The following is a 2,947-nucleotide window of genomic DNA, read 5'->3' on the forward strand; positions in this document are numbered from 1 at the left end:
GCATTCAACGTACCGAAACCTTCATTTCGCTTGAAGAAAGTATCAGGAGGCAAATAACGCTGGAATAAATTTTTACTCAAATTATTGAAACGCCCAGAGCCTGGTTTTTACCGGGCTATGGGCGTGTGGTTTTTATGAAAATTAGAAATGGATATTAACAGAACGTCAATCATGTTCCCTCAGGGTCTCTCGCAGAGGACCCTGAGGTTCACCGCGTTCTAAATATTTACCAAGATATTCTGAATAGCAAATCTGCCTGGCGCATACATCAAGGTCCTCTGCGAGAGACCCTGATGGGACGTTAAGTCGGCTTGTCCTTTGGGAGACGCAATTATGCGTCTCTACAAAAATATTTCTTTCATTTTTAAACAGCTTCTGAAGGCTCAAATCAATTTGTAAAAACGTTCTGTTTTAAGTTAAAAGGAGATATCGTCCTGAGTTGATTACCATGTCACCCTTACTGTAGTGAAGGATTTGCCGGCATAATCAACGTCATAATAATTTTGATTCACATTATCCTGGCTCCAAACCAACTGGTTATTTTCTGTTGCACTTGTCCTGTAAATCCTTATTGTACTTATGTTGCCACCAAAGTACAGTCTAACCCTGTTTTGCGCATCGGTGTTCCAGTTAACTACATTAATATCCGCCTTGTTTGATGTTGTAAAAGCACTTACGTTATCAGCTCCAAAATTCGTGATACCGGTTAAAGTTGTAGGAATATAATTTTCGTTAAGCAGATTAGCGGTATATTGTTGAAAAACGTAGTAATTTTTCTTTCGTACCGCGGGTGCTCCCCAGGGAGTATATAGCAGCCCCCCGAAATTAGTTTCAGGGTCGCCCCATTCAAAATACAGCCAGCCTTTTGAACCGCCCCTAAATGCATCGTGAAATTTATTAACCAGGTCAAGGGCGGCGGTTAGTTCATCCGGCGTAGTCCCCATACCAAATCCAGCGTGCCACTCCGTCATATACAGGCCATTTGCCCCCGCTGCCGAAGAGGCTGTTGCAAAATTAGCAGCAGAACTGCCTGAATATTGATGAGTTGTGAAAAGGCTCACGTTTCCCGAAGCATTAAGCGCCGAAACATAAGACCCGGTATGAGTTACATCAATACAATCCGGAGATGCAAAAACAGGTACAGGGATACTCAATGATTGCAATTTAGTTTTAAGCCATCCGGCAGTATTTGTATATGCACTTTGGGCCTGAGCTGTTGTAAACTCCGCCGATTCATAAGGCACAGCCGAAGATGGATAATCGGGCTCATTCATTAAACTCAAATAATTAACAGTTATTCCATTGTCTTTTAGGTTTTTAATATGAGCATACAAAAATTCGCCAAATTCACTATACGCATTTGTTATGCTGGCATTAAGGGTTCCGCCATTATTAACACTATTGTTGGTTTTCAGGTATTTAGGTGGCGATAATACAATAGCCCAGACTTTAATTCCCGGATTTATAAGCTGCGCTTTTTTTAACGCTGTTACCTGGTCAACAAGGTTAGAATTGCTGGTAAAATTAAACTTAGAAAAATCTGTGTTATTCGGATCTGTGTTATCATTCACATCCTCCACGCCATCAGCTCTAAGAACAATTTTAAAAACGTTTACATTAAGGTCATGCCAAAGCTAGTTGCTTGCATCAGTAAAGTTAGTTATTCCGTTTACCAGGTGCCCGCTGTAAAAGTAGCAGCCTGCCCCTATAAGGTCAATCTTCTGAAGGGGGCTTCCTATTCCAACAGTTATGCTTCCTCCGCTTTGAATGGAATTTATAACTGGTTGATTCACTCGCTGCTGGGTAGGCGGCGCAGCATTTTTACGACAGGACAAAACAGCACAGGCCAGTGTCATAGCCATTGCCGAAAGGATTTGATTCTTTCTCATGAATTTTTCTTTGATTGATAATTGGTTCGTAATTTTCGGTAATAAAGCAAACTGATAAAATGGACACAATTAGGTTTTGTATGGATTATATTACTTTCCTGATGTTCAGCATGATACCCCGGCTGGAAATTTATATAAAGAAGGAGAAAAAGATGTTTTAAGCTCGAATCAAATGGAAAACCAGCGTGGTGATTTCTTTATGTCCCATCAGGGTCTTTCGTAGAGGACCCAGAGGTTCACCGCGTTCTAACCATCTACCGAGATATTCTGAATGGTGAATCTGCTTGGCGCATACATCAGGGGCCTCTGCGAGTTTAAGTTAACCCACAAAATCGTTTTGTCGTTTAATCAGGCAGTGTTTTGTTTTGCCCCTCTGGGGCAAAGGGTATTTCTATACTTTTTATGCTACAAACCTTTTGCATCTCTGGTGCATCTGTCCTTAAGCATCTCAATTAATGCCTGATTATGTTGTAAAACGTTGCCGGCCCCAGCGGGGCCACGTGTTTATAGCATTAAAGGGTGCATTTTTTTGGCTCCGTAGGTGCCTCCTATTGAAATTTCAGGTTGGTGAATTTGTGGGTAAACTTAAATCTGCGAGAGACCCTGATGGGACGTGAAAGTATAGGGCTATGGAGCTGAGTGTAATTGTTAATTTATTAATATAATAGCCTTACTTTAATTTCCTCTCCTGCCATTGCCGTTTCCAAGCGCCCCGCTCCTTTTATCATTAAAGTGTTAAAAAATGTCAAAATCAGTTAATTACATTAATCAAAAGGCCTTTTTCATCTCAATTTCATAAAGCGCCGCTACTTTAGTTTTTGTAAAGGATTGATGTAGCGTAATTGATTTAACCTGCGTAAGGTATTTACGATGCATCTGGTGTTCATTTTTAGATATTTAAAAGATTAGTATTATGCTGGCTATAAAAACTTTAACCGATAATTTAACAGTCTACAAACGTAATGCACGTTTAATGGGCGATAAATTTGAAATTAGTGTAGTGGGCAATAACCCCCTGCTGGCCGATGAGCAAATTGACATTGCCATTGATGAAATTA

2 protein-coding genes are annotated in these 2,947 nt (G+C 40.4%); both read right to left on the reverse strand.

The window, feature by feature from the left end; genetic code table 11:
* Positions 1–443: 443 nt before the first annotated feature.
* Positions 444–1,571 carry a glycoside hydrolase gene (locus VF500_RS11375; RefSeq protein ID WP_330859780.1) on the reverse strand — a complete coding sequence of 376 codons (1,128 nt, stop codon included), beginning with the start codon at positions 1,569–1,571 and terminating at the stop codon, positions 444–446.
* Between the two features lie 63 nt (positions 1,572–1,634).
* The gene (locus VF500_RS11380; protein ID WP_330859781.1) at positions 1,635–1,889 is read right to left on the reverse strand and encodes a hypothetical protein; all 255 of its coding nucleotides are present in this window, start codon (positions 1,887–1,889) and stop codon (positions 1,635–1,637) included.
* Between the last annotated feature and the right edge of the window lie 1,058 nt (positions 1,890–2,947).

The sequence above is a fragment of the Mucilaginibacter sp. genome (genome assembly GCF_036383575.1).
Lineage (GTDB): Bacteria > Bacteroidota > Bacteroidia > Sphingobacteriales > Sphingobacteriaceae > Mucilaginibacter.